The sequence below is a fragment of the Corynebacterium sp. HMSC05C01 genome (assembly GCF_001807155.1).
Taxonomy (GTDB): domain Bacteria; phylum Actinomycetota; class Actinomycetes; order Mycobacteriales; family Mycobacteriaceae; genus Corynebacterium; species Corynebacterium coyleae.
In genome coordinates this window covers 1-20,337 of record NZ_KV787958.1, presented here as the reverse complement: position 1 = coordinate 20,337, position 20,337 = coordinate 1, and the positions used below count along the sequence as shown (strand labels likewise).

Genomic DNA, 20,337 nt, shown 5'->3' with positions numbered 1-20,337 from the left:
GCGAGCGTCTGTACGCCGGTACCTGCAATGTTGTAGGTGCCGGCGTTTTGTCGTCGATACGCTCGTGTCCTTGTTGAATTCAAGGTAATCTCTCTTTACGACCGAAAGGGAGCATCAATGGTTAATGATCAGGCCGACCACGAACTCGAGCGGATGCGCGGCAGTAAAAAGCCGCTGTTGATCGCACTAGCGGTCATTGCGGTGATTGTGCTTGTGCTGACGGTGGCGGGGCCGTCGATACGCGCAGCGTTCACCCCGGACAACAGCACTGCCAACACTGCAAACACTGCCGCAACGTCCTCTGACGCCGAGTACAACGAAACCGACGTCCACTTCCTCGGCATGATGGTCCCGCACCACCAGCAAGCCATTGACATGTCGGACGTGCTGCTTGCCTCCAACGTTGACGACGCGCAGGTGCGCGACCTTGCCCAGCGCATCAAGGACGGTCAGGAGCGCGAAAACGAGCAAATGAACGCATGGGCCGACGAGTGGGGCATCGACGAAGATATGGAATACCACTCCACCCACATCGCTAACGGCATGTTCCCGCCCGAGCAGTTGGACGAGTTCGCGCAGTTGCGTGGCGACGACCTGCGCACCGCATTCCTCGAAATGATGCACTTCCACCACGCGCACGTGATCAAGATGACGCAGGACGAGGTGGACGGCGGCGCCTACGAGCCGCTTCGCGAGTTGGCCAAGGAAATGATCGAGATCCAAACCGCCGAAATGGGCGAGATGGAAGAACTTCTGGGCTACAACCCGACGAAGTAACTAGACGATCTCGGCGCCAGCCTCAAACATTTCCTGAAGCGCTGCGGCACCGCCCTTGTCATCGACGGGGGAGCACATCGCGCGCAGGACGCGCACCTTGAAACCAGCCTTCAGGGCGTCCAGGACGGTGGCTCGCACACAGAAGTCCGTTGCAATGCCACAGACGTCTAGCTGGGAAACCTCGCGCTCGCGCAACCAATCCTCAAGCGATGTGCCAGCCTCAGTTGCGCCCTCGAATCCGGAATAAGCGGCGGTGTACTTGCCCTTGCGGAAAAACTCCTCAATCAGCGAGGTATCCACCGGTCCGCGCATCTGCGCACCATAGGAATCAGCGACGCAGTGCGGCGGCCAGGTGTTGACAAAGTCCGGTGTCTCGCCTTCCTTGGCAAAGTGGTCACCTGGCTCGATGTGCCAATCCTGTGTTGCCACAATGTGGTCGTACTCCAAACACCTGTTATCAGGGGTGGAGATCAACTCCGCGATTTTTGACGCCACCTCATCGCCGCGGGCGGTGGCAAGGCTACCGCCGGGGCAGAAGTCATTTTGCACGTCAACAATTACCAAGGCTGTTTTCATGAAGATCAGCCTAGTCTCAGCTGCGAGAAAAAGTGACGGGTACACAAAAAGCGAGGCTGGCGGGTAAAATACCTGCCAGCCTCGCTGTGCTGTGCGCCATCAGGGAATCGAACCCCGAACCCACTGATTAAGAGTCAGTTGCTCTGCCAATTGAGCTAATGGCGCGTATTTTGTTTTGTTGGTGTTGCTCTCTGCAACGAGGTAATACATTAGCAGCGTGTGTTGAATGTGTGAAATCGGCAGGTAAGAGCATATTTTTCGGCAATGTTAAACGTTGTATAACGCTTTGTTTGTGGATGGTGGCTTTTTAGCCGTTAACGGTTAAAGTATTGGCGTTTGAGTTTTGGATTTGAGTTGTGAGGGGTCCATCGTGCTCCACCTTCGCGCGGTTCGCCGCTGCACCGCGGTCCTGACGGCGCTGGCTGCAGGAGCGATGATTTCGGCCTGCTCACCGGGGGATGGGTCGAGCCGTCTCGAACAAGTTGCGGAGACAGACCAGGCTGCAGAGACGACGCCTGCGGCGAAGCCGCCGAAAGTCTCGGTGAGCAATAACGCCACTGACGTCGAGCCTGGCCAGCCGGTGAAGGTGCTTTCGGAGGTCGGATTGGCCTCGGTGAAGATGACCAACGAGGCCGGCAAGGAAGTCGAGGCGGAGTTCAACGACGACAAAACCGAATGGTCTACGGCGGAACCGCTTGGTTACGGACGCGAGTACACCATTGAGGCGCGTGATGTTGAGGGCCAGAAGGTGGTGTCGTCGTTTACTACGGTGTCGCCGGCTGTGACGGTTAATGCGTACGTTGGTCCGCTTGACGGCTCGACGGTTGGTGTCGCCCAGGCGGTAACCATCCGCTTTGATAGCCCGATCCAAGACACCAAGAAGATGGAGAAACTCATCTCGGTGGAAACCTCGAACGACACCGAGGGTGGATTCTTCTGGCTGGATCCTTACGAAGTGCGCTGGCGCCCGAAGGAGTACTGGGAGCCCGGTACTGAGGTCACTGTGAAAGTGGATCTGTATGGGCGCAAACTTGCCGAAGGCGTCTACGGTTCCGACGACACCGAAATCAGCTTCACCATCGGTGACAAGGTGGAGACTGTCGTGGATAACTACGACAAGATGCTGCGCGTCTACGCTAACGACGAGTTGGTGAAGGAGTTCCCGATCTCACTGGGAACCGACGGTAGCTACGACACCCCGAATGGCACCTACGTGGTGGGGGATGAGCACCCCAGCCTTGTTATGGACTCGCGCACCTACGGCTTGGCGTTGGATGCGGGCGGGTACGTCACGCCGGTGGATTACGCCACCCAGCTGTCGTACTCGGGTATCTACGTCCACTCCGCGCCGTGGGCGCTGTGGGCGTTGGGGTCCCAGAACCAGTCGCACGGCTGCATCAACGCTTCCTATGAGAACGCCAAGTGGTTCCAGGAGTACGTCAAACGGGGTGACCCGGTAGTGGTGAAAAACACTGGCGGATCGACCCTGACCCCGTACGACGGCTTGGGCTACTGGAACCTTGATTGGGAGCAGCGCTCCGGCGGCAGCGGCGAGCAGCTCTACTCCTAGTGCCCCTAGGTGCAGTTAGTGCCCCCAGGCGCAGTTAGGCTTTCGCGCGTTCCTCCTCGGCTTCAATCTCGGCGTTGAAATCGCGCTTGGAGGCCTGCCACTGATCCTCTGTCATGCCGATGCGCCAGTATCCAGAGATGGACACGTCTTGCTTGGGGACCTCGGATTCGACGAAGAGGAAGCGCCGCATTTCCTTGATCATCTCGGCAACGCCGTGGATGAACCAGCTGGTGTTCTTTCCGTCCGGCACGCCGGCCTGTCGCACGACGCGGGATAGCTCCGTGCCATGGGTCGCGCCGTTGCGGATCACCCAATGGATGTCCACGCCATCGCGGGCTGGGAGCTCAAACTTGCGGTCTTCGGCTTCGATCTCGATGTACGTGGTCGCAGTTGCGCCCTCGGGGAGGCGCTTTAGGCCCGCGCCGATGGCCGGTGCTGCGGACTCATCGCCGGCGAAGATGAAGTGCTCGTAGTCGACCGAAGGGCCCCACGCGCCACCTGGGCCGAAGAAGCCGATCTTCTCGCCAACCTCGGCTACGCGAGCCCACGGACCGGCCAGGCCTGCATCGCCGTGGGTGACAAAGTCAACATCGAAATCCCCGGTCGATGAGTCGAGGTTGATCAGCGTGTAGGTCCGGGTCACCGGTTGCTTGTCGCGCGGCTGTTGTTCACGGACCTGTTCGACGTTAAATGGCCAGGAGTAGTCGGCGCCCTCCGGCACGAACAACAGCTTGAGGTAGTGGTCCGTAAACTCCAGATCTTTACCAACAAAAGCGGGGGCGTTCAGGCTTAAGCGAACCAGATCGGGGGAGAGCTGGCGGCGACCGGTCACGGTTGCCTCATTGGCCTTCCGGGGTTTACGCCTCGCGGCCGCTTTGTTGGCTTGTTCGGTCATCGTTGTCCCTGTCCTTCAACAACTCGTGGCTGCTTCGGGCGGCGGAAGTTCGCACGCCAAATAGTTAGGTAAGGCTAACATATTCAAGGAGGGGGTGGAATAGCAATGTGCCCCGTAACCTGTTGTGGAGATTACGGGGCACGCTTTGGGGTGGCTGACGGGGCTCGAACCCGCGACACCCAGGATCACAACCTGGTGCTCTACCAGCTGAACTACAGCCACCATTGCTGTTTTGCAGCGGATTACACCTTAGCCGTTCATCTGAAGTTTACAAAAACCGCTGGTAGAACTCGGTTGCAGCGGCAGAAGCCTTCGTTGCGGTGTCGGTGTCCGGGCCGGGGGAGTCCACAAATACGGCGCGACGGTAGTAGTCCAACTCGCGGATGGATTCCACGATGTCCGCCAAGGCGCGGTGAGCCATGCCCTTTTCGGGCTGGTTGTAGTACGCCTTAGGGAACCAGCGGCGCGACAGTTCCTTCACGGTGGACACGTCGATCATGCGGTAGTGCAGGGCGTCGTCGAGACGCGGCATCTGCGCACGGATAAACGCACGGTCGGTAGCAATCGAGTTGCCCGCAAGCGGAGCAGGATGAGCAGGATCGCAATGCTTTGCGACGAGCTCCAGCACCGCATCCTCAGCCTCCTCGATGCTGGTCGTGGAGGCCTTAATGTCATCGAGCAGCCCGTTGGAGGAGTGCATCTCGGTGACAAAGTCATCCATCTCCGCCAGTTCGGCGTCGGTGGCGTGGACGACGAGGTCGACGCCGTCGTCGATAATGTTGAGCTCCGCATCCGTGACAAGCGCCGCAACCTCCACGATGACGTGGCGTGACGGGTCAAGACCGGTCATCTCCAGGTCGACCCACACGATGCGATTGTCCTTGTCTGCGATCTCCATTTATTCCTCTCCCATCTTGGCGTAAAACTTGCCCATAATCGGCGGCAGAATCCCGCGCGGGGCGTAGGTAGACACGACATCCATCGCCTTCGATAGCGGCCCCGGAACGACGCGTCGGCGGTTGCGGCGCATCGCCTTCAGGGTGTCGGCAGAGCAGGACTCGTAGGTCGTCCACAGGAAATCGGGCACGACCTTATCCACGATCGACTGCTCCTCCTCCGGAATGTGCGCCTCACGCACCGGACCCGGCGCGAGCAGGGTGACGTGCACGCCGGAATCCTTCAGCTCGTAGTGCAGTGCCTCGGTGAACATGTTGACGCCCGCCTTGGTGAACACGTAGGTGGCGTTGTTCGGGATCGGCAGGTTGCCCGCGGCGGAGCCGACGTTGCACAGCGCGCCCTCGCCGCGTGGCACCATCTGATCCAGCACCGCCTTGGTGATGCGAAACACTGCCGTCGCGTTCAGGTTGAACTGGTTCGTCTCGTACTCCCAGTCCTGCTTCATAAACGGGCCGAACGACGCGATGCCGGCAGAATTGACGCAAATGTGAATCTTGCGGTTCGCAATGTGGTTAAGCAGTGCGGTGACGTCGCGTTCCTTAGACAGATCCGCGGCGAAGACTTCGACGGTGACGCCGTGGGCGGCCGCGAGTTCGTCGCCAAGCTTCTGCAATACCTCCTCGCGCCGGGCAACAAGGATGAGGTTGTGGCCACCTTTGGCCAGGTCGCGCGCGATCGCCTCGCCGATGCCTTGGCTCGCGCCAGTAATCAACGCGAACGAGTTGATGGATGGTCCTGGAAAACTCATGCGTCCGAATCTACCCGCCCGCGATCTCTCGCAACGCTGCCGTGTGTCGCTCGAAGGCCTGCGCGCCCGTCGCTGTCAGTGTGACCCACACTGTGTCCTTCGCCCGGGATGAGCCGTACTCGCGGAAGCGCGTGATATAGCCGTGCTCCTCGAGCCGGTCCAACTGCTTGGAGAGTGCGGAGTCTGACAGGTTTACTTTGTCTTTCAGCGTGCTAAAGCGCATCTCAAAGCGGGACGATTGCTTTTCGACGGCACCCCCATGAAACAGTGCCGCACAAATCTTCAACCTGGCCAACGGGTGAATAACGGGGTCGATGGCTGGCTCACTCATCGGTTTTTCTCCCAGTAGTAACCGGTGACGATGATGACAGCCGCGGAGAGGACGCCCGCGATAGTCGCGCCAACGACGCTACCTTCGGGGACAAGCCAGACGATTGGCATGAAGACCAGCGGCATCAGTGCGGATCCCCAATTCGTCTCGGGGTCTTCCTGGATCGGCTGCTTCATGCTTGGACGCACGTTGCGGTTGTGATCTCGCACGGTGATGGCGATGCAGGCGATGATAATGACCGTAAACAATGCCCACCAGTACGTCCACCGCAGGATCAGGCCAGCAGCAGTGACTCCGAACAAAGCGCCGAGAATGACATAAGCCCACAGGGGTGTGGGCCTATGTTGCGCATTCTGCTCGAGCGCGTCGATCTGCTCGAGGGTGGCGCGAGCTTCTTCTTGAGAGATCTTGTTGCTTTCCACGTTGGCAAGTATGTCACTTGCCTGAATGGAAAGCAAGCGTTAAATCTCGTGCATCTCCTGGTGCTTAGTCTCTGGGGAGAAAAGGATTGCCCACAGGGAAATCGCGGTGACAATAACCAGGTAGATACCCACAGCCTGCGGGCCATACTTCGCGTTCAGTGCCGTCGCAATGAAGGGGGCGATAGCCGCACCCAGGATGGAGGACACGTTGTACGCGATACCCGAGCCGGTGTAGCGCACATTCGACGGGAACAACTCCGGCAAGATCGCAGACATCGGGCCGAAGATGAAGCCCATCAACACCATGCCGATGAACAAGAAGATGCCCAGGGAAACCATGGTGAACGTCTCCGGATTCAGCAGCCACTTGAAGCTCAGGCCATAGACGATGATCGCAACCGAGGTCAGACCCAGCACCGGGCGACGGCCGTAGACATCCGACCAATGCGCCGCAATCGGGATGCCAGCGATGAACCCGAAGATGCACACCAGCTGCAGCTTCAGGAACATCGGGTACGCAATACCCAGGCCAACGCCCTCTTCCGCCGAACCAATTCCGTAGGAGAGGAACCAAGTGGTCACGATGTAGAACAGCGTGTAGCAACCGACCATGACAAACGTGCCCTGGATCAGCGGCTTCCAAGCGGTCTTGAATACCTCCGCCAGTGGGGAAGCGGCCTTCTGGTTGTTCTGCTCCACCTGCTGGAACACCGGAGTCTCCTCAACCTGCAGGCGAACCCACAGGCCGATGATGACCATCACGATGGACAGCAGGAACGGAATGCGCCAGCCCCAGCGCATGAACGCGCCCTCGAAGTCGCCAGTGGTGTGGCCCAGCACGGTGACCAGGATGAGGAACAGGCCGTTTGCCAGCAGGAAGCCGAACGGTGCGCCGAGTTGGGGCCACATGCCCGCCCAGGCGCGGCGTCCCTTAGCTGCTGTTTCTGTGGACAGCAGGGCCGCGCCGGACCACTCGCCGCCCAGGCCAAGGCCCTGGCAGAAGCGCATCAGTGCCAGCAACGCCGGTGCCCAGATGCCGGCCTGTGCGTAGGTGGGCAGCAGGCCGATAACAAAGGTGGCGATACCCATGGTCAGCAGCGCACCGACCAAGGTGGCCTTGCGGCCGACCTTATCGCCGAAGTGGCCGAACAGCACTGAACCTAGCGGGCGAGCGATAAACGCCAGGCCAAACGTGGCGAACGACGACAGCAGCGCCACCGTGCTCGACTCCGACTTGGGGAAGAAGAGGAACGGAAATACCGCGACGGCTGCGGTGGCGTAGGCGTAGAAGTCGTAAAACTCAATCGTCGTGCCAATTGTCGACGCAAGGCGGACCCGGTTTCGCTCCTGTGGCGTTGTCTCCCGGATGGCAGCAGGGGCCGCTTGTGGGGCAGGGGGTTGATGTTCGACGCTGGTGGTCATCGCCCGTCCTTTCATTCCATTGTGTGAAACTGCTGTGTCGCAGAATGGAAGAAACTGTATCACGCTATGGGACGCGTATCCCAAAAATGGGTGAAGTGTGGTCTGCTGAGGCCAAACGACACATCCAACACGGCATATATCGCTGAAAATCAGCGGAGTATGCCGTGTTCCATGTGTCGTTTAGCTTTGCGGCACGCCTCTTTCCCCGCACATGGTGAGAACGCATTGGTGAAGATGCCGATTTTTGGCCGTCTTCACCAATGCGTTCTCACCAAGTACGCGGCGCGCCCCTCATCCCAACCCCCAGAAACACAAAGCGCCCCCAGCAGGATTCGAACCCGCGACCAGCCGGGTAGAAACCGGATGCTCTAATCCACTGAGCTATGGGGGCAGTGCGAATGATTGTAGTTATGGCCGTTTCGCGGGCGAAAGTAGGGTATGCAGCATGACTGAGACTGCCCGAAAGCCTGCTGTTGTTTCCGCTTGGCCGCTCTATCTTGCCGCGCTCGCTGCGGCGGCGGTGGTCGCGGGTGCGGTGGCGCAGTCGTTCTCTGGTGGGTCGCTGGCGGCGCTCGGTATTCCGGACCCTGGCGTGACCACCACGTTCGGTTTGCCGGCGCTGCGCGGTGTGGCGTGGATTCTTATGGCGTTGGCGGTGGGGTCGTTCATGCTGTCGTCATTCTTCATCCCGCCGCGCATGCAGGGGGAGGATCTCAACGGTGCGCAGTTGACGGTGGACGGGCACATCGCTTCGCGTACTGGTGCGCACGCGAGTGCGGGCATCGTGCTGATTGGGTTGTTGATGATTCCGCTGGTGCTGTCGGATGTGTCGGGCCAGCCGATGAAGACTGTCATGTTTGAGGCGGCCGCCTGGACGCAGGCCTTGGAGCAGGTGAAAGAGGCTCGCGTGTGGTTGATCGTCGCTGCGTTCGCGGCGGTGGTGGCCGTCGGCGGCTACGTTGCGACGAGTTGGTGGTCGCAGGTTGCGCTTTTTATCGGCGCGATTGTGGTGGTCATGCCGATCGGTCTGACCGGCCACTCGGCGACGGGCGGCTCCCACGACTTTGGCACCAACTCGCTCATTTGGCACCTCGTGGCCATGTTGCTGTGGGTTGGCGGTCTTATGGCGCTTGTGGCGCATGCTTTACGACGAGGCCCTCACCTCACCGAAGCCACCCGCCGCTACTCCATGGTCGCCCTGTTTTCCATCCTGGCTATGGCGCTTTCCGGTGTGATTAACGCGCTGGTGCGCGTGCGTATTAGTGAGTTGACGGAGTATAGCTACGGCATCGTGCTGATCGTGAAGACGGTAGCGATTGTGCTGCTCGGCATCATTGGTTACGCCCACCGCGAGCGCACCATCCCGCTGTTGGACAGCCAGCCGAAGGCGTTTGCTCGCCTCGGAGCGGTGGAAGTCCTGATCATGGCTGCGGTCTCCGGCCTTGCGGTCACCCTTGGCCGCACGCCGCCCCCGCCGCCGCTCGACCCGAACCTCACCCGCATGCAGGTGAAGATGGGGTACAACCTTTCTGAACAGATCTCCTGGACCAACTGGATCACTCTGTGGCGCCCGGAGTTGCTGTTTAGTGTCATTGCGATTCTCCTTGCCGTGTACTACCTGCGCCTGGTGCGCCGCGTGGACGGGTGGAAGACGTCACGGACGGTGTGGTGGTTGCTTGGGTGTGTGACGGTCGTCGTCACGCTGAGCTCTGGGTTGGGCATGCACATGCCGGCGTCGTATTCGGTGCACATGTCCGTCCACATGATTCTGTCCATGGGCGTGCCAGTGTTCCTGGTGCTGGGCGCACCGCTGACGCTGATCGGCAAGGCGTACCCGGCAGGCGAGTTCAACCCGCGCATGTGGGTGGAGAGCTTCCAGCGCTCGAAGTTCCTGCGCATCGTGACGTTCCCGCCTGTGTCTACTATTCAGTTTCTGGTGTTTTTCTACGCCATGTATGTGTTCATCCCGTTCTACGAACTGATGATTTCCGAGCACGCCGGCCACGTCATCATGAACGCCGTCTTTATGGTGTCCGGCTACTTCTACTTCTGGGAACTGATCGGCCCCGATCACATCGAGGGCCGCGCCACCGCGAAAACACGCCTGGCTTGGCTGTGGGTATCCATGCCGTTTCACCTGTTCATGGGTGTTTACCTCATGCAGCTTGGCGTGGTCATGGGCGAGGACTTTTACAACAACCTCGAACTGCCGTGGAACCCTGACCTGGCGCAGATTCAGAAGGAGGGCGGCGGCATCGCCTGGGCGTCCGGTTCCTTCCCGCTGCTGATCGTCTTCGGTGAGTTGTTCATGCAGTGGCTGCGCGAAGACCGCGCCGAGACGGAAGAGGCCGATCGTCGCGCGAAAGAGACCGATGACGAAGAATGGCGCCGCTACAACGAGATGCTCGCCCAGTACGGAAATCGCTCCTAGCAGCGGATTGTGGAATCTGGTTTCAAAGTTATCCACAGAAACGGCTTCCCCCTTTACCGGCTTTACAAATCGTGCGAACCTCGAAGTGTGCAGGGCGTTGCTTGACGACGACACCCCGCACACCATCATCCGCACTATGGAAAGGGGGGCTCTTCCATGAGCCAAAACACCATCCGCCTTATTGGCAATCTGACCGACGATCCGAAACTTGTGTTGTTCGCGAGTGGGGCGACGGTAACCAAGATGAGGCTGGCGTCGTCGAAAAGAAGGCGCGTCACCGACGACAACGGCAAAGAGGTCTGGGAAGACGTCGACCCGCTGTTCATCGACGTTGAATGCTGGGGGCAACTCGCCGTGAACTGTGGAGCGTCGCTGAAGAAGGGATTCCCCGTCATCGTCGACGGCTCGCTGGTCACCGACTTCTGGCAAGAAGGCGAAGGCAACAACGCCGTCACCCGCTCGAAGATCATGCTCAAGGCCCGCAACGTGGCCTTTGACATGAACCACTACCAGCTCAACTCGGCGCGCACCTCCAACTCCGGACACAGCCTCGACGGACACGACGCGGTACCTGTTATGGATGCCGAGGCCGTGTTCGAGCGGCTCACCGGCCAACCACCCAGCTTTGCCGACCCGGTCGACCCGGCCGAGCCGGTGGCCGCCGAAGCCGATGGGGGAGACAATGCTCTCGACGGAGCCCCCGACGGCACCGACGAGGCCCGCTACAGCGCCGAAGACCTCAGCGCCGCCAAGGCACCGTTCTAGGAGGGCGTCGTACTCAGCCACGTGATGTACCCTGATTGCGGTATTTAACGTCCGCATTCACCAACAAAAGGGGAAACGTAGTGGCTGAGTTCATCTACACGATGAAAAACGTCCGCAGGGCCATTGGCGAAAAAGTCATCCTGGACAACGTCACCATGGCCTTCTACCCAGGCGCCAAGATCGGCGTTGTGGGTCCGAACGGCGCCGGTAAATCGTCGCTGCTGAAGATCATGGCGGGCATCGACCAGCCAAACAACGGCGAAGCATTCCTGCAGCCAGGAGCCACCGTTGGCATCCTGCTGCAGGAGCCGCCGCTCAACGAAGAAAAGACCGTCCGCGGCAACGTCGAAGAAGGCCTCGGCGAGCTGTTTGAAAAGAAGCAGCGCTTCGAGGAAATCGCCGAGGAAATGGCGACCAACTACTCCGACGAGCTCATGGAAGAAATGGGCAAGCTGCAAGAAGAACTCGACGCAGCCGATGCGTGGGAGATCGACTCCAAGATCGAGCAGGCCATGGAGGCTCTGCGCTGCCCGCCGTCTGATGCGCCGGTGACCAACCTGTCGGGTGGTGAGCGTCGTCGAGTAGCACTGGCGAAACTGCTGCTGAGCGAGCCGGACCTCCTGCTTCTCGACGAGCCCACCAACCACCTCGACGCCGAATCCGTCCTCTGGTTGGAGCGCCACCTGCAGACCTACCCGGGTGCCGTGCTCGCAATTACCCACGACCGCTACTTCCTGGACAACGTCGCAGAATGGATCTGTGAGGTCGACCGCGGCCAGCTCTACCCGTACGAAGGCAACTACTCCACCTACCTGGAGAAGAAGGCTGAGCGTCTCGAAGTTGCCGGCAAGAAGGACCAGAAGCTGCAGAAGCGCCTGAAGAAGGAACTCGAGTGGGTCCGTTCCTCGCCGAAGGCACGCCAAGCCAAGAACAAGGCACGTCTGGAGCGCTACGAAGAGATGGCAGCCGAGGCGGAGAAGTATCGCAAGCTCGACTTCGAAGAAATCCAGATTCCGACCCCGCCGCGCCTCGGCAGCAAGGTCGTCGAAGTGGAAAACCTGAACAAGGGCTTCGACGGACGCGTCCTGATCAAGGACCTGTCGTTCACCCTGCCGCGCAACGGCATCGTCGGCGTCATCGGCCCCAACGGTGTGGGTAAGTCCACCCTGTTCAAGACCATCGTTGGTCTGGAAGAGCCGGACTCCGGCAACGTGACCGTCGGCGAGACCGTCCAGATCTCCTACGTGGACCAGAACCGCGAAAACATCGACCCCGAAGAAACCGTGTGGGAAGTTGTCTCCGACGGCCTGGACTACATCCACGTCGGCCAGAACGAAATGCCGTCGCGCGCCTACCTGTCCGCCTTCGGCTTCAAGGGTGCTGACCAGCAGAAGCCGTCCAAGGTCCTCTCCGGCGGCGAGCGCAACCGCCTCAACCTGGCGCTGACGCTCAAGCAGGGCGGCAACCTGATCCTGCTCGATGAGCCCACCAACGACCTTGACGTGGAAACCCTCGGCTCCCTCGAAAACGCACTGCAGGCCTTCCCGGGCTGCGCCGTGGTCATCTCGCACGACCGTTGGTTCCTCGACCGCACCTGTACCCACATCCTCGCGTGGGAAGGCAACGTCGAAGAAGGCAAGTGGTTCTGGTTCGAAGGTAACTTCGGCGACTACGAGAAGAACAAGGTCGAACGCCTCGGCGAGGAAGCCGCCAAGCCGTCGCGCGTCACCCACCGCAAGCTCACCCGTTAGGAGCAAACCCCATGGCAGAAATCCACGTGCACACCATTCCGGTGCGTTGGAGCGACTTTGACCGCTACGGTCACGTGACCAACTCGGCCTACGTCGAGTTGGCGCAGGAGGCGCGCCTGGCGTTCGCGGAGAAATTCTTCTATTCCGAAGGCCACGAGTTCGTGGTGTTCGTACGCCGGCTCGAGGTGGACTACGTCCGCCCGATCCTGCCCAACACCACCGCAGTGACCGTGGAGACGCAGGTGGTCAACGTAGGCAACACCTCGTTTACCACCCGCCAGGAAATCAAGGACGCGCAGGGCAAAACCTGCGCAGTGGTGGAGTGCGTGCAGGTCACTGTGGATACTGCGACGACCTCGCCGCGGGAGATCACCAAAAAGGAGATCGGCATCCTGTCTAAGGCGGCCGAAAACTAGGTGATCACCCTTGACATCGAATCTGGCGCGCGCGGCCTGACCACTCTGGTCGGCCGCGCCGTCGGCTTAGATTCACAGGCCTCCGCACGCTTCCAGGAGGTTGGCGGGGGTGCGCTCGACGTGTTCGTGACCACGCCCTTCGAGGCCATTGCTTCTCGACGAATCACCGGCACCACCTCCCACAACACCGGCACCGTCAGCGCCCGCGACTTGCTTGCCGCGCTGCAGTCCGGCTCGGTGGAGGTCGGGCCGGCGCGCGATACCGCCTGGCCCGGGGCGCTGCCACCCGCCACCGGATTCGTTGCGCGTGAGCAAGTCCCCGTCGGTGTGGCCCGCAGACTTGCCGACGAAGGCCGCAACCTCGCCCGCCAATTCTCCGGACCAGCCGGCCCACCGAAATCCTTGCTGGACGGGATCGTGCTCACCGCCGACGCCGACAGCGACGACCCAGTGGAGATCCCCATGCGGATGATCTTCGCCTGCACCGCACTCGGCCTCATCCCCGGCTTCGAAGCACCCGCGGAGATCCCGCGTCACCTGCGCGTATCCAGCTGCGGGCGCTGGACCCGCCTAGACGCCCCCTTCGGATCCGTCTACCGCAACGCCGGACTCGGCCTGCTGTTCTAGCGGGCCGCGCTTCGCTGGCGGCCCGGGCTGGGACTAATAGGAGCGCGGGCCCTGATTGATCATCATGTACGCCACACGCTGCATGTGATTCCACATCTGGGCGCGGTACGGTTCGGGCAGCTCGTCGTCGTCAAACTGCTCCATCGACTTGCCCATCAACTCGAGCCAACGATCCGCCTCCGGCTCACCGATCGCGAAAGGGAAGTGGCGCTTGCGCAACATCGGGTTGCCGCGCTGCGCCTGATACTCGCGCGGGCCACCCCAATACTGGACGAGGAACCAACGCAGGCGGTTCTCCGCTCCTTCCCAATCCTGATCCGGGTACATCGGGCCGATGAGGTCATCTTCCTTGACCTGATCGTAAAACCCGCGGACAAGGCGTGTGAAGAATGGTTCGCCGCCGACGGCGTCGAAAAGCGTCTGCTCCTGCTTCGGGCTAATCTCCAACGTTTTCCTCCTGCTGTTTCACCAACACAGACTCCCGCGGCGTCAACACCACACCCTCGCGGTGCAACGCCGCCAAAATCCGCTGATTCAAATAACGCGCAACCGTCCACTGCATGCCAGGCATCGTCTGCACCTCCACGCGGAACGACATATAATTCGGCGTCACTTCGCTCGGACCCAACATCCGCGGAGTGCCCATCACCAGCTCGGCGACTTCCTTGTCCTGGCAGCCCGCAACAGCGGTCTCTTCGATCAAACGCGACACCTCATCCGGATTCACCATCAACGACACCGGCACCTGCACACGCGCGGTAGAGAAGCGGGCCGAGTGATTGCCAACCCGATCAATGTCGCCGTTACGGATGTACCACAGCGCGCCGTCGATATCGCGAAGCGTGGTGATGCGAAGCGTCATCTCCTCAACATCACCCACAACATCGCCGACCTCAATCGTGTCACCCACCCCGAACTGGTTCTCAATCAAAATCGCCACACCGGAGAAGAAATCCTTCACCAACGACTGCGCACCAAAACCAATCGCCACACCGACAACACCAGCCGACGCAATCAGCGGCGCAACATTGACCCCCAACTGATCCAGCACCGCAAGCACCGCCCACGCCCAAATCACAATCGCAGCCACCGACCGGCCCACATTGGCCAGCGTCTTCATCCGCTGCTGACGACGCTTCTCCTGCGCACGAATCTGCTGCGCATCACGCCCCTCATACTTCAACACATTCGAGCGTTTAATTCCCTGGCGCGTCGCACGCCGAATAATGCCATTCGCCAGCCAATTCAGCACAATTGCAACCAGCAAAATGAGCACGATCTTCACCGGGCGCTCAATGAACAATTCATGCGTTTGCGGATTGTTCCACCACGACGCCACGCCCTCGACAGCTTGGTCAACCTTTTCAGAAGCATCTTGAGTATCCATCACCGCACAAGTGTACGCGCGATGCATAAAAATAACCGAGGGGTGTACCGCTTGGTCTAGTGTCTGTGCACATGACTGTCTACGGATTCACCACCAACGCCATCCACGCAGGCTACGAGCCCGACAGCCTCTACGGGCCAATCAACACCCCCATCTACGCCTCCACCACCTTCGCCCAAGACGGCCTCGCCGAACTCCGCGGCGGCTACGAATACACACGCGTGGGAAACCCCACCGTCACCGCCCTGGAAAAAGCTGTTGCGGCGCTTGAAAACGCCGACTTCGCCGTCGCCTACTCATCCGGCATGGCAGCCATCGACGTCGTCCTCCGCGTCCTGCTCAAACCCGGCGACCATGTTGTGATTTCCAACGACGCCTACGGTGGCACCTACCGCCTCATCCAACAAGTCTTCACCCTCTGGGGTGTGGAAAACACCGTCGTCGACATGACCAACCCCACAGAGGTCGCCGCCGCCGTCCAAGACAACACCAAGGTCATCTGGGTGGAAACGCCGACAAACCCAATGCTGGACGTCGTCGACATCGAAGCAATCGCGGCAGTGAAGAAGCAGGCAGCGCTGGTCGTCGACAACACCTTCGCATCCCCCTACCTGCAAAAACCATTCGAACTCGGCGCCGACGTCGTCCTCCACTCAACGACGAAATACATCGGCGGCCACTCCGACGTCGTCGGCGGCATCGTCTGCGGCCGCAACGACCGCGTCGACGGCTTCCACGAACAACTCCGCTTCTTCTTCGGCTGGGTCGGCGCCAACCCATCCCCGTTCGACACCTACCTCACCGGCCGCGGCCTGAAAACCCTCGCCGTGCGCATGGACCGCCACTGCGACAACGCCGAAGCCGTGGCCAAATACCTCGACGCCCAACCGCAAGTTTCCCGCGTGTGTTACCCGGGACTCGAAACACACCCGGGCCACGAGGTGGCGAAAAAGCAGATGACCCGCTTCGGCGGCATGGTCTCCGTACTGTTCCAAACCACCGAGCAGGCCAAGACGTTCTGCAAGTCGACGAAACTGTTCTGCCTCGCCGAATCCCTCGGCGGCGTGGAAAGCCTGCTCGAGCACCCCGCCACCATGACGCATGTGTCCGTGGCCGGCTCGGCGCTCGAGGTGCCGGGGGAGTTGGTCCGAATTTCAGTGGGCATTGAGGACGAGGCCGACCTGATCGCCGACCTCGAACAAGCCCTCAAGCAGCTTTAATTTGCTGCTGCGTCGGCCGCGCGGTTGCGCACAGCGCGTGCGGAGCGGTCCTGGCCTTCGGCGATAACACGCTTCAGGCCATTGGGGACGTCGCTGTTCAGCAGGGCGTTTGCCTTCTCAACAGCCTCTTGCGTGACGTCCCAACGCGGGTACATGCCCTCCAGGGTGCGCTGCGCCATCTCGTTGGTCAAACGGTCCCACAGGGCCGGCGCGGCGCGGAAGTACTCGTCGGTCAACCCCTCGAGCCCAGCGTCGGTGAAGGTGAGCCCGTCCATGAGGTAGCGGGCCTCGAGATTGGTCAGGTCGTCGTTAATGAGCTTGTCCCAAGCCCAACGCTTATCGACGACCGCCTTCGCCCTCAACCGCGAAATTGCACCCTCCGACGTATCGTCCTGTTCCTCGTCAACGGCCTCCAACGGCAAGGCGCCAGCAGCGAGAAGGTTCGTGATCGCCAACCAACGAACCTCCTGATTCTCGGAGGTCTTCAGCAAATCCTTGAAGTACTCAACCGTCTCCTCGGTCGGCTCCAGACGGGCAAGCGCACGGTCGAACACCGCCTTCGGCTCCTGACCACGGAACGCCTCGTTCAACAGATCGAAGCCGGTGCGCCGCCACGCCGGGTCAACGTAGCGCTTCACAGCCTCAGTAGCCTGAGCGGCGATCCGCTCCTGCATATCCGGGCCAACCTCGCGCGCCACCAACTCCACATACTGACGAGCAGGCAGACGACCATCACGCACAGACTCCCACAGGGAAGACCACACCAACGTCTTCGCCAACGAATCCTCAATCTGGCCCAAGTGCTCCACGGCAAACTGCTGCTGCTGCGCATCGAGGCCCATCAGGCAGTACGTGAGGTCGTCGTCGTTCACCAGGGCGAGATCGTGTTTCACGCCTGAAAATTCAGGAATCTCAGTGCGCTCGCCGGTGATATCGAGTTCGACTTGGTGGGTGCGCTGCACGGTGCCGTCGATAAGCGAATAAAGCCCCACGCGAACACGGTGATCGCGCAACACCGGCGACTCCTGCACCACGGTAAACGTGTCCGAAATCTCCGGGTAAAGACGCGACACACCGGTAGTACGCAGCCACTGCTCAGCCCAGTTAGACAAGTCGCGACCCGAAGCCTCCTCGAGCGCGCCAAGCAGATCATCGAACGTGGCATTGGAGTAAGCATGGTTATCGAAGTGCTTGCGCACACCCGCGAAAAACTCCTCATAACCCACATACGCCTGCAACTGCTTCAGCACAGACGCACCCTTGGCGTACGTAATGCCGTCGAAATTCTGCTCCGCCGTCTCAATATCCGGCGCATCCGCAGCAATCGGGTGCGTCGACGGCAACTGATCCTGCGAATACGCCCACGCCTTCTCCACCATGGCAAACGTCGTCCACGCCTCCGGATACTCACCGATACCCACCTGCGCCGTCGCCGCCGACCACGTAGCAAACGACTCATTGAGCCACAGATCGTCCCACCACTCCATCGTGACAAGATCGCCGAACCACATATGCGCCATCTCATGCAGAATCGTATCGTTGCGACGCTCCAGACGATACGGCGTCGGCTCAGACGTGAAAATGTACTCATCGCGGTACGTCACACAACCAACGTGCTCCATCGCGCCCATGTTGTACTCCGGGCAAAACACCTGATCGTACTTGTCGCCAAACGGGTACTTGCGGCCGAAATTCGCGTGATAGAAATCGAAGCCGTCCTTCGTCTGACGGAACAGACGCTCCGAATCCATATGCGGAATCAAACTGGCACGCGCGTACAGACCAAGCTCAATCGTGCGGCCATCACCCGCGTCGTACGTGTCGGTGACCTTCTCAAACTCACCCGCGCAAATCGCAACCAGGTATGTCGACAGCGGGTAATCAATCGTCGTGGTCCAAGTCGCGGTGCCGTCACCGTTTTCCTCGCGTGAAACCGCCTCATTCAGAATCACCGTGTAACGCTCCGGCGCCTTCACACTCACCTTGTACGTCGCCTTCAAATCCGGCTGATCAAACGAGGCAAACACCTTCATCGCCATCGCCGGCTCAAACTGCGTGTACAGGTAGTCCTTGCCATCCACCGGATCCGTGAACTTATGCAGACCCTCGCCCGTGCGGTTGTACGGCTCCGTCGACGTCACCCGCAGCTCATGGGAACCCGCCGACAACGTGATCTCCTGGCCAGTCGCCTCACCATCAAGCGTCGCCTCGAACGACTCCGCCACCAGGTCAAAGTGCGTCGTTCCCGCCTCGGAATCGAACTGGATTGTCGACACCGTCGTGAACGTGTCTTTGCCAGTGATATCCACCAGAATGTCGTAACGAACGTTGGAAATGAGCTTTGCGCGCAACTGCGCGTCTTCACGCGTGAGATTAGTCTTCATGTGACTCAGGCTACACGCGCTATTGTGGGCGGCATGAAAGAGCAAGTGACTTTTTGGTTTGATGTTTCCTGCCCGTTTTGCTGGTTGACTTCGCGTTGGATGAAGGAAGTGGAGAAAGTCCGCGATGTTGAGGTCGAGTGGGTGCCGATGTCGCTTTCGGTGCTCAACGACGGCCGTGACATCCCTGCCGACTATGCCGAGTTGATGAAGGCGAACTGGGGTCCCGCGCGTGTGTTCGCGAAAGTGAAGCAGGATGCCCCGGACAAGATCGACGCGCTGTACACGGCGATGGGCACGATCATCCACACTGGCGGCCAGGATCACAAGAAAGGTTTCGGCGCCTACGACAGTGTTATTGCGGAGGCGCTTGCCGAGGTCGGTTTGCCCGCGGAGTACGCGGATGTGGCGAATACCGACGAGGTTGATGGGGCCTTGCGCGGTTTTCACGCGTCGGCAATGGCTGAGGTTGGCGACGACGTCGGCACCCCCGTGGTCAAGCTCGGCGACAGTGCGTTTTTCGGCCCGGTGATCACGCGTGTGCCGGAGGGCGAGGATGCTGGGAAGTTGTTCGACCATGCGGTTGGTGTGGCAAGTTTCCCGTATTTCTTTGAGCTCAAGCGCAGCCGTACGGAAGCCCCGCAGGTACGCTAAGCCTTATGCGTATTTACCTTGGAGCAGATCACGCCGGTTTCGAGCGGAAGAATCAGATTAAGGCCCATCTTGAGGCGCAGGGTCATGAGGTGACTGACTGCGGCGCCCACGAGTACGACGCCGCGGATGACTACCCGGCGTTTTGCATCGCCGCAGCGGAGGCTGTTGTTGCGGATCCGGGTTCTCTGGGCATTGTGCTTGGTGGTTCGGGCAATGGTGAGCAGATTGCGGCGAATAAGGTCAAGGGTGCTCGTTGTGCGTTGGCGTGGTCGGAAGAGACCGCGAAACTGGCCCGCGAGCACAACAACGCGCAACTCATCGGCATCGGCGGGCGCATGCACACCGAGGAAGAGGCGCTCGCGATTGTTGATGCGTTTGTTGCTCAGCCGTGGAGTGAGGAGGAGCGTCATCAGCGTCGTATCGATATTCTCGCGGAGTATGAGCGCACTGGTGTCGCGCCGGAGGTTCCGTCTGCGAAGTAGTGTGTAGGCACGACGATTGGCCCGCTTTTTGGCGGGCTTTTTCGTTATGTGAAGAGTTGTTGCATGGCTCCGGGCGGATGCTTCTCGACGACCGACCCTCCCGGCGATACCCACACCGGTATCCCATCTCGGATCTGTATTCGCCCGTAGCGGTTTTCACGCGGGTCATCGTCGTTGCGCCCGTTATGGAACCGACATAACGGCACGAGGTTGGCCAGGTTGGTCTCCCCGCCATGGCGCCAGGCTTGGATGTGGTGCATGTCGCAGTTGTCAGCCCCATGCCGACAATCGGGCACCGGACACGTCGGCGACATCATGGATGCCAACGCGCGTTGCTTACTATTGGCAAACCGCTGGGTGCGATACAAGTTGACTGCACCCTCGGTCGGGTGAAACGCCGCGACTTCCAACTCGTCGCCGAATTGCTGCGCGAGAAACTCCGCACCCGTCATTGTCGTGCCATCAGTCAGCGTGAGCGTGACCTCGTCACCGGCACCGGATTGGATACGCGTCCATTCGGGAAGC

Annotated in this window: 21 protein-coding genes and 3 tRNA genes; 10 read left to right on the top strand and 14 right to left on the bottom strand. The window is 60.3% G+C overall.

From position 1 onward, the window contains the following. Positions 1-117 precede the first annotated feature (117 nt). Positions 118-777, top strand: a complete 660-nt coding sequence (locus tag HMPREF3145_RS07260) for a DUF305 domain-containing protein (RefSeq protein ID WP_246817543.1) — start codon at positions 118-120, stop codon at positions 775-777. Here HMPREF3145_RS07260 and HMPREF3145_RS07255 read toward each other — a convergent pair whose 3' ends face one another. Together HMPREF3145_RS07255 and HMPREF3145_RS07250 are read right to left on the bottom strand one after the other, a co-directional pair. Then, a complete protein-coding gene (locus tag HMPREF3145_RS07255) occupies positions 778-1,353 on the bottom strand; it encodes a nicotinamidase (RefSeq protein WP_070422580.1) in 576 nt (191 codons plus the stop codon). It abuts the gene before it with no gap. Between the two features lie 92 nt (positions 1,354-1,445). Continuing rightward, positions 1,446-1,518, bottom strand: a tRNA-Lys gene (locus HMPREF3145_RS07250). Between the two features lie 205 nt (positions 1,519-1,723). On the opposite strand from HMPREF3145_RS07250, the gene HMPREF3145_RS07245 reads away from it, so the two are divergent. Further along, a complete protein-coding gene (locus HMPREF3145_RS07245; protein WP_070422579.1) occupies positions 1,724-2,923 on the top strand; it encodes a L,D-transpeptidase in 1,200 nt (399 codons plus the stop codon). A 34-nt stretch (positions 2,924-2,957) separates the two neighbouring features. Here the strand turns inward: HMPREF3145_RS07245 and HMPREF3145_RS07240 are convergent, their stop codons facing one another. From HMPREF3145_RS07240 to HMPREF3145_RS07205, 8 genes are all read right to left on the bottom strand, one after another. Next, entirely contained in the window at positions 2,958-3,818 is an 861-nt protein-coding gene (locus HMPREF3145_RS07240) for a siderophore-interacting protein (protein ID WP_070422578.1), read from the bottom strand. 146 nt (positions 3,819-3,964) lie between these two features. Further along, positions 3,965-4,040, bottom strand: a tRNA-His gene (locus HMPREF3145_RS07235). Between the two features lie 46 nt (positions 4,041-4,086). Continuing rightward, entirely contained in the window at positions 4,087-4,716 is a 630-nt protein-coding gene (gene orn, locus HMPREF3145_RS07230) for an oligoribonuclease (RefSeq protein ID WP_070422577.1), read from the bottom strand. Next, positions 4,717-5,523, bottom strand: a complete 807-nt coding sequence (gene cmrA, locus HMPREF3145_RS07225; RefSeq protein WP_070422576.1) for a mycolate reductase — start codon at positions 5,521-5,523, stop codon at positions 4,717-4,719. 10 nt (positions 5,524-5,533) lie between these two features. Continuing rightward, positions 5,534-5,854 carry a transcriptional regulator gene (locus HMPREF3145_RS07220; protein ID WP_070422575.1) on the bottom strand — a complete coding sequence of 107 codons (321 nt, stop codon included), beginning with the start codon at positions 5,852-5,854 and terminating at the stop codon, positions 5,534-5,536. Next, positions 5,851-6,276 carry a hypothetical protein gene (locus tag HMPREF3145_RS07215; RefSeq protein WP_141740836.1) on the bottom strand — a complete coding sequence of 142 codons (426 nt, stop codon included), beginning with the start codon at positions 6,274-6,276 and terminating at the stop codon, positions 5,851-5,853. The genes HMPREF3145_RS07220 and HMPREF3145_RS07215 overlap by 4 nt, the downstream gene beginning before the upstream one ends. Before the next feature lie 39 nt (positions 6,277-6,315). After that, a complete protein-coding gene (locus HMPREF3145_RS07210) occupies positions 6,316-7,698 on the bottom strand; it encodes an MFS transporter (protein WP_083279444.1) in 1,383 nt (460 codons plus the stop codon). A gap of 317 nt (positions 7,699-8,015) precedes the next feature. After that, positions 8,016-8,089 (bottom strand) — tRNA-Arg (locus HMPREF3145_RS07205). Positions 8,090-8,143: 54 nt separating this feature from the next. Between HMPREF3145_RS07205 and HMPREF3145_RS07200 the strand changes: the two genes are divergently transcribed. The 5 genes from HMPREF3145_RS07200 (at position 8,144) to HMPREF3145_RS07180 (ending at position 13,688) form a co-directional block, all read left to right on the top strand. Further along, positions 8,144-10,129 carry a bifunctional copper resistance protein CopD/cytochrome c oxidase assembly protein gene (locus HMPREF3145_RS07200; RefSeq protein WP_070422573.1) on the top strand — a complete coding sequence of 662 codons (1,986 nt, stop codon included), beginning with the start codon at positions 8,144-8,146 and terminating at the stop codon, positions 10,127-10,129. Between the two features lie 156 nt (positions 10,130-10,285). Next, positions 10,286-10,894: a single-stranded DNA-binding protein gene (locus HMPREF3145_RS07195; protein ID WP_070422572.1), complete on the top strand. Its 609-nt coding sequence runs from the start codon at positions 10,286-10,288 to the stop codon at positions 10,892-10,894. Between the two features lie 80 nt (positions 10,895-10,974). Continuing rightward, positions 10,975-12,645 carry an energy-dependent translational throttle protein EttA gene (ettA, locus tag HMPREF3145_RS07190; protein ID WP_070422571.1) on the top strand — a complete coding sequence of 557 codons (1,671 nt, stop codon included), beginning with the start codon at positions 10,975-10,977 and terminating at the stop codon, positions 12,643-12,645. Positions 12,646-12,656: 11 nt separating this feature from the next. Beyond that, complete coding sequence (locus HMPREF3145_RS07185) at positions 12,657-13,061, top strand: acyl-CoA thioesterase (protein WP_070422570.1); 405 nt, start codon at positions 12,657-12,659, stop codon at positions 13,059-13,061. After that, positions 13,062-13,688: a DUF8185 domain-containing protein gene (locus HMPREF3145_RS07180; protein ID WP_070422569.1), complete on the top strand. Its 627-nt coding sequence runs from the start codon at positions 13,062-13,064 to the stop codon at positions 13,686-13,688. Positions 13,689-13,721: 33 nt separating this feature from the next. On the opposite strand, the gene HMPREF3145_RS07175 is transcribed toward HMPREF3145_RS07180, so the two are convergent. Further along, entirely contained in the window at positions 13,722-14,135 is a 414-nt protein-coding gene (locus tag HMPREF3145_RS07175) for a globin (RefSeq protein ID WP_083279443.1), read from the bottom strand. Beyond that, complete coding sequence (locus tag HMPREF3145_RS07170; protein ID WP_070422568.1) at positions 14,125-15,075, bottom strand: mechanosensitive ion channel family protein; 951 nt, start codon at positions 15,073-15,075, stop codon at positions 14,125-14,127. The genes HMPREF3145_RS07175 and HMPREF3145_RS07170 overlap by 11 nt, the downstream gene beginning before the upstream one ends. A 71-nt stretch (positions 15,076-15,146) precedes the next feature. Here HMPREF3145_RS07170 and HMPREF3145_RS07165 point away from each other — a divergent pair, with 71 nt between their 5' ends. After that, positions 15,147-16,295: a cystathionine gamma-synthase gene (locus HMPREF3145_RS07165; protein WP_070422567.1), complete on the top strand. Its 1,149-nt coding sequence runs from the start codon at positions 15,147-15,149 to the stop codon at positions 16,293-16,295. Here the strand turns inward: HMPREF3145_RS07165 and pepN are convergent. After that, positions 16,292-18,679, bottom strand: coding sequence for an aminopeptidase N (gene pepN / locus HMPREF3145_RS07160; RefSeq protein WP_070422566.1), 2,388 nt, complete (start codon positions 18,677-18,679; stop codon positions 16,292-16,294). The genes HMPREF3145_RS07165 and pepN overlap by 4 nt on opposite strands. Before the next feature lie 33 nt (positions 18,680-18,712). Here pepN and HMPREF3145_RS07155 point away from each other — a divergent pair, with 33 nt between their 5' ends. After that, positions 18,713-19,330 (top strand): mycothiol-dependent nitroreductase Rv2466c family protein, encoded by a 618-nt coding sequence (locus HMPREF3145_RS07155; RefSeq protein ID WP_070422565.1) that lies wholly within the window; start codon positions 18,713-18,715, stop codon positions 19,328-19,330. 5 nt (positions 19,331-19,335) lie between these two features. Then, positions 19,336-19,812, top strand: coding sequence for a ribose-5-phosphate isomerase (locus HMPREF3145_RS07150; protein WP_070422564.1), 477 nt, complete (start codon positions 19,336-19,338; stop codon positions 19,810-19,812). 44 nt (positions 19,813-19,856) lie between these two features. Here the strand turns inward: HMPREF3145_RS07150 and HMPREF3145_RS07145 are convergent. Then, positions 19,857-20,337 (bottom strand): HNH endonuclease signature motif containing protein (locus HMPREF3145_RS07145; protein WP_141740835.1); only part of this gene is annotated, 481 nt, incomplete at its 5' end.

Bases quoted from the DNA above. Each gene is read 5' to 3' on its own strand.
- HMPREF3145_RS07260 (WP_246817543.1), top strand. From the start codon at position 118: ATGGTTAATGATCAGGCCGACCACGAACTCGAGCGGATGCGCGGCAGT.
- HMPREF3145_RS07255 (WP_070422580.1), bottom strand. From the start codon at position 1,353: ATGAAAACAGCCTTGGTAATTGTTGACGTGCAAAATGACTTCTGCCCC.
- HMPREF3145_RS07240 (WP_070422578.1), bottom strand. From the start codon at position 3,818: ATGACCGAACAAGCCAACAAAGCGGCCGCGAGGCGTAAACCCCGGAAG.
- orn (WP_070422577.1), bottom strand. From the start codon at position 4,716: ATGGAGATCGCAGACAAGGACAATCGCATCGTGTGGGTCGACCTGGAG.
- cmrA (WP_070422576.1), bottom strand. From the start codon at position 5,523: ATGAGTTTTCCAGGACCATCCATCAACTCGTTCGCGTTGATTACTGGC.
- HMPREF3145_RS07220 (WP_070422575.1), bottom strand. From the start codon at position 5,854: ATGAGTGAGCCAGCCATCGACCCCGTTATTCACCCGTTGGCCAGGTTG.
- HMPREF3145_RS07210 (WP_083279444.1), bottom strand. From the start codon at position 7,698: ATGACCACCAGCGTCGAACATCAACCCCCTGCCCCACAAGCGGCCCCT.
- HMPREF3145_RS07200 (WP_070422573.1), top strand. From the start codon at position 8,144: ATGACTGAGACTGCCCGAAAGCCTGCTGTTGTTTCCGCTTGGCCGCTC.
- HMPREF3145_RS07195 (WP_070422572.1), top strand. From the start codon at position 10,286: ATGAGCCAAAACACCATCCGCCTTATTGGCAATCTGACCGACGATCCG.
- HMPREF3145_RS07185 (WP_070422570.1), top strand. From the start codon at position 12,657: ATGGCAGAAATCCACGTGCACACCATTCCGGTGCGTTGGAGCGACTTT.
- HMPREF3145_RS07170 (WP_070422568.1), bottom strand. From the start codon at position 15,075: ATGGATACTCAAGATGCTTCTGAAAAGGTTGACCAAGCTGTCGAGGGC.
- HMPREF3145_RS07165 (WP_070422567.1), top strand. From the start codon at position 15,147: ATGACTGTCTACGGATTCACCACCAACGCCATCCACGCAGGCTACGAG.
- pepN (WP_070422566.1), bottom strand. From the start codon at position 18,679: ATGAAGACTAATCTCACGCGTGAAGACGCGCAGTTGCGCGCAAAGCTC.
- HMPREF3145_RS07155 (WP_070422565.1), top strand. From the start codon at position 18,713: ATGAAAGAGCAAGTGACTTTTTGGTTTGATGTTTCCTGCCCGTTTTGC.
- HMPREF3145_RS07150 (WP_070422564.1), top strand. From the start codon at position 19,336: ATGCGTATTTACCTTGGAGCAGATCACGCCGGTTTCGAGCGGAAGAAT.